4 protein-coding genes and 3 pseudogenes are annotated in these 4,706 nt (G+C 60.7%); 5 read left to right on the forward strand and 2 right to left on the reverse strand.

Annotation, left to right across the window (positions count from 1 at the left end; genetic code table 11):
- From LDN95_RS22805 to LDN95_RS23390, 4 genes are all read left to right on the forward strand, one after another.
- Entirely contained in the window at positions 1 to 159 is a 159-nt protein-coding gene (locus LDN95_RS22805) for a transposase (RefSeq protein ID WP_226019796.1), read from the forward strand.
- A 190-nt stretch (positions 160 to 349) separates the two neighbouring features.
- The gene (locus tag LDN95_RS22810; protein ID WP_039335480.1) at positions 350 to 613 is read left to right on the forward strand and encodes a DUF2933 domain-containing protein; all 264 of its coding nucleotides are present in this window, start codon (positions 350 to 352) and stop codon (positions 611 to 613) included.
- Positions 610 to 1,329: an isoprenylcysteine carboxylmethyltransferase family protein gene (locus tag LDN95_RS22815; RefSeq protein ID WP_082013388.1), complete on the forward strand. Its 720-nt coding sequence runs from the start codon at positions 610 to 612 to the stop codon at positions 1,327 to 1,329. The genes LDN95_RS22810 and LDN95_RS22815 overlap by 4 nt, the downstream gene beginning before the upstream one ends.
- Positions 1,330 to 1,451: 122 nt before the next feature.
- Positions 1,452 to 1,691 (forward strand): helix-turn-helix domain-containing protein, encoded by a 240-nt coding sequence (locus LDN95_RS23390; protein WP_082813155.1) that lies wholly within the window; start codon positions 1,452 to 1,454, stop codon positions 1,689 to 1,691.
- On the opposite strand, the pseudogene LDN95_RS22825 reads toward LDN95_RS23390, so the two are convergent.
- A pseudogene (locus tag LDN95_RS22825) lies at positions 1,678 to 2,037 on the reverse strand (integrase core domain-containing protein); the annotation flags it as partial. The gene LDN95_RS23390 and the pseudogene LDN95_RS22825 overlap by 14 nt on opposite strands.
- A 153-nt stretch (positions 2,038 to 2,190) precedes the next feature.
- On the opposite strand from LDN95_RS22825, the pseudogene LDN95_RS22830 reads away from it, so the two are divergent.
- Positions 2,191 to 3,487: pseudogene (locus tag LDN95_RS22830) on the forward strand (IS110 family transposase).
- A 209-nt stretch (positions 3,488 to 3,696) separates the two neighbouring features.
- On the opposite strand, the pseudogene LDN95_RS22835 reads toward LDN95_RS22830, so the two are convergent.
- Positions 3,697 to 4,505, reverse strand: a pseudogene (locus LDN95_RS22835) (IS3 family transposase); the annotation flags it as partial.
- Between the last annotated feature and the right edge of the window lie 201 nt (positions 4,506 to 4,706).

Genomic DNA, 4,706 nt, shown 5'->3' on the forward strand with positions numbered 1-4,706 from the left:
ATCCAACAGGAATTCGAGCACATCCGCAAACGATATTGGGGCCAACGCTTCTGGCAGCGCGGCTACTTCTCGACCACATCCGGCAACATCACCGATGACATCATCATGCGTTACCTCGACCGACATACCCACAAGGACGGCTTCAGCCCCACCGCTTGATCCTACCGGCGTCAGCCGGTCAGTGATTCAGCCTCAGTGCCGGTGCCGCGCTGATAACGGTGGACGGGTCCAATCGACGCATCTCGACGCCCACCGCTGGCCGCCTCTTCCGAACTTCGGTCTCTACTTATACCTTGCTCCCGGGACTTAGGCCTAACCTGGCGGCGCATCGGCTAGAAGAGAGTGGCATATGGACGATCAAGACCATCGAATGCGCAAACGCGGGACGATCGTCCTGATCGGGTTCCTGCTGGTAGCGGGCTTCTTCCTAATCACCGAGCACACCGCGCACTTTTTCGGCGTGCTGCCCTATCTGATCCTTCTCGCCTGTCCGCTCATGCACCTGTTCATGCACCATGGTCATGGCGGCCATCAACATGGCCACGAGCCCAATCAGCTCCCGACCGGCCTGCCGGCCAATTCCAATGAGCGTGCCGAGGGGGAGTCGCGATGACGCATACCGATTACGGCTATGGCCTGTGGGGCCTCGCTCTGGTCAACGCGGCCGTGTTCATCCTGTTCGCATTCAGCTTCTTCAAGCCGGCGACCAAGCGCGACTGGCGCAGTTTCGGAGCGTTCAGCGCGTTCATCATCGCCCTCTTTGCCGAGATGTATGGTTTCCCGCTGACGATCTTCGTGCTCTCAGGATGGCTGCAATCGCATTTCCCTGGCATCGACTGGTGGAGCCACGACGCCGGCCACCTGCTCGAGATGATGTTCGGTTGGCGCGTCAACCCGCATTTCGGGCCGTTCCACATTGCCAGCTTTGTGTTGATCGGCGCGGGCTTCTGGCTGATCTCGGCCGGCTGGGCGCCACTTCACGCTGCCCAACGCGCTCACAAGCTGGCGACCACAGGAATCTATGCCAAGGTACGCCACCCGCAATATGTCGGGTTCATCCTCGTCATGCTTGGCTTCCTGCTGCAATGGCCGACTCTGCTGACGCTCGCCATGTTCCCGGTGCTCGTGGTGATGTATTTCAGGCTGGCGTGGACCGAAGAAAAGACTGCGCTTGCGGAATTTGGTGAAAGCTACCGCGATTATATGCGCCGCGTCCCCGCGTTCATTCCGCGGTGCAAGCGGGCTCCGGCGGGACCAGCCAGTCTGCAGGTAAGCGCGGCCGACAAACCAGTCCGAGGCGTCAGCGAGCTCGACGCTCCAAAGCGCTAACGCCACGGAAAATCGAGAAATCTTGCTGTTTCTAGGGCGGTAGGTTCTGTCGCTACTCAGCCTCGTGCGAAGGCGCTGACGAATTCCTGCGGGACTTGCCCGAACAATGTGAGAGTAATTTGATGTGTATCGAGTCAGAACGCGCGCCCGATAAAGCAATAAGCCCTGCGACAGCCGATGTCATATTTCAAACTCTTACAGGCCGTTGGGTGCTGCAAATCCTTGTCGCGCTCAGTAGTAGGGAATTACGCTTCACGTCGCTTCGCCGGGAGATCCCCAAGGTTAGTGCCAATGTGCTTACGACGCGTCTAAGGGAACTGGAAGCCGTATTGGCCTGCCACGGGATTTTCATCCAGCCCTGATTAGAGCCGCGGCGGTTGCGGTTATGCCTTTCGGCGCCTTGTTTGCAATGGGGTCAGGCATGCCTGACCCCATTGCAAAGATCGTTTCTGCGTAGCCGGCTGGGGTCTGGTATCCGATCGAGGAGTGGGGGCGGCAGGTATTGTAATCCTCCGCCCACTCCCGGATCACGGCACGGGCATGATCGAGGCCGTGGAACAGCGTCTCGTTGAGCAGCTCGTCCCGCATCCGCCCGTTGAAGGATTCCACGTAACCGTTCTGCATTGGCTTGCCCGGCGCGATGTAGTGCCACTCGATCTCGTGGTCCTTGCACCAGGCCAGGATCGCATTGGCGGTGAACTCGGTGCCGTAGCACATTGGGAAGCGGCTCCTTTGAGGGCCGCGATGCCTTGATGAAGACAAGAGCGCGTAGCGCCCGCCGGCTTCATCAAGGCGGCCATGACCGGCCAGCAGGTCTCTAAAGTGAAGTTGTCGACTCAACCCTTTGGAGACGGACCGACCATGACCAAGCGCAGTTCTACCCCCGCCGACGCCGTGCTGGTAGCCATCGATATGTCGAAGCACCGGCAGGAGGTATTGATTGAACGCCCCGAAGGCGGCCGCCGCCGGCGCATGACGATCATGGCCACCAAGGCTGACTACGATCGCCTCGCCGACGAGCTCAGCAGCATAGGGCGCCCGATCGTCGTCGGCTTCGAGGCGACCGGCAACTACCATCGCACGTTGGCGCATCGGCTGCTCTCGGCAGGTTTCGAGCTGCGACTGATTTCGTCGGTTGCCTTGGCTCGCATCCGCGAGGCGTTGCACAATGGTTGGGACAAGAACGATTCCAAGGATGCGCAGGTGATCCTGCATATGCTGCGGATCGGTGCCACCCAGCGTTACGTCGATCCGCTGGCCGCCGGGATCAACGACCTGCAGGAGATGTCGAAGACCCATGAAGCCATTTCCAAAGCCAAGACCCAGACCTGGCATCGGATCCTGACACACTATCTGCCGCTGTATTTTCCTGAGATCGAGCGCTTCGCCGGCAACAGCCGGTCTGACTGGTTTCTGGCCCTGCTCGAACGCTTCCCAACTCCGGCCAGCATGACAGCGCTCGGCCAAGAAGACTTCACGCGCGAGGCTTGGTCTCTCGTCGGTCGCAAGGTCTCCAAGGCCCGCTTAATCAACGATATTTATGAGACCGCCTGCGCCTCGGTGGCACTGCCGGTCGACAAGGATTCCGTAGCGATCGCCATGTTCCGCATGGTCATCGCACAAGCACGCAGCCTCATCCGGCAGCGCGATGAGATTGAGCGCACCGCTCACGCCTTGCTCAGCGAGAACCGCGATTATCAGCTCCTGCGCATGATCCCCGGGATCGGACCGATCAACGCGCTGACCATCCTTGCCGAGGCTGGCGACCTTCGCCGGTTTGCGCACCACCGCCAGTTCCTCAAGTTCTGTGGGCTTGACCTCGCGACCTGCCAGTCGGGCACTTTCCGTGGGCGAACCAAGCTCTCGAAGTACGGCAACGCCCGGCTACGCCGCACCTTCTGGATGGCAACTCAAGTCGCCATCCGTCAGCGTGACAACAGCTTCCGCGACAAGCTTGGTCGCTATGTTGCCAGCCATGGAAACGACCCTGATCGCCGCCGCAAGGCCATGACCGCACTCACCGCCAAGATGGCGCGCGTCGCGCACGCTGTCATCAAGACGGGAGCCGAGTACCGTCCGTTCGACGAACGGGCGGACACCAGATGGAAGGACCCCTCTCTGTCGTGCCGTGAGGGCGCTACGGCGACCCTGTAGATAATGTTCGGGCCTTCCATCTGGCATCCGCATCTCATTTTAAGGACGGTGAGGACCACGACCCGAGCGGCCGCTGGATCCTGTGTTTGCTATGGCCGAGAGCGCATTCCTTGACGATGGAAGCCATCTGGATCAGAACGCAACCAGCGCCGATCACCATCGGCGCAACGAGACCTGCTGGCCGTTTTTCGCCGCTGCTTCCCGACCTAGGACGTTGTCGCTGACGATCATGCCCGGCTTGCCACGCCAGGCGATGATGTCGGTCAGTTCGCGCGCTACTCGGCGCCCGGAGATCGACGTGTCGGGGATGGCAGCAAGGCATTCCCTGGTTACGTCATCGACGATGTTGAGCACGCGGAACCGCCTGCCGCAGGCGAACTGATCATGGACGAAGTCTAGGCTCCAGCGGGCATTGGGCCGGGCCTCCACAAGGATCGGAGCCCGTGTGCCGACCGCCCTGCGCCGGGCTCGACGCTTGCGCACGCCCAAGCCTTCCTCCCGATAGAGCCGGTAGACGCGGTTGATGCCCGAAGGCTCTCCTTCCCGCCGCAGCAGGATGTGCAGCCGGCGATAGCCGAACCGGCGCCGCTCGTTGGCAAGCTCGCGCAAACGGGCGCGCAACTCCGCCTCCGGCGGCCGCCGGGACTGGTAGCGAACGCTTTTGCGATCAGCTTCAATGACACGGCACGCCCGCCGCTCGCTCATCCCGTGATGATCCGCGAGATGAGCGACTGCTCTGCGCCTGGCAGCGGGCGTTACCAATTTTTTGATAGAAGATCCTTCAGCGCGGCGTTGTCCAGCATCATATCCGCCAGCAGGCGCTTGAGCTTGGCGTTCTCGTCCTCGAGCGAACGCAGCCGCTTCGCCTCCGACACTTCCATGCCGCCATACTTGGCCTTCCAGTTGTAGATCGTTGCCTCGGAGATACCGTGCCGTCGAGCAAGGTCGGCGGTCTTCACTCCCGCCTCCGCTTCCTTCAGCACCCCGATGATCTGCTCTTCTGTAAACCTCTTGCGCTTCATCTCGTCCGTCCTCGTGAGGGCCGGACTCTAATCGCAACTGGAGGAAATTACCCGTGGCAGGTCAGATCCTCTGAGAACCTGATCCGAAAGTTGTTGAGCAATACCAGCATGTTGTGATTCACGCCTCTTTGCGAAGAGATGGAGTGAATGGTGACATGGACTGGTATTGCCCGGCGCGAGCATAGCCGGGAGGGATTGCGA

The sequence above is a fragment of the Novosphingobium sp. FKTRR1 genome (assembly GCF_020404405.1).
Taxonomy (GTDB): Bacteria; Pseudomonadota; Alphaproteobacteria; order Sphingomonadales; family Sphingomonadaceae; genus Novosphingobium.

What these genes read in the sequence shown, in the direction of transcription:
- LDN95_RS22810 (WP_039335480.1), top strand. Translation starts at nt 350, where the DNA reads ATGGACGATCAAGACCATCGAATGCGCAAACGCGGGACGATCGTCCTG.
- LDN95_RS22815 (WP_082013388.1), top strand. Translation starts at nt 610, where the DNA reads ATGACGCATACCGATTACGGCTATGGCCTGTGGGGCCTCGCTCTGGTC.
- LDN95_RS23390 (WP_082813155.1), top strand. Translation starts at nt 1,452, where the DNA reads ATGTGTATCGAGTCAGAACGCGCGCCCGATAAAGCAATAAGCCCTGCG.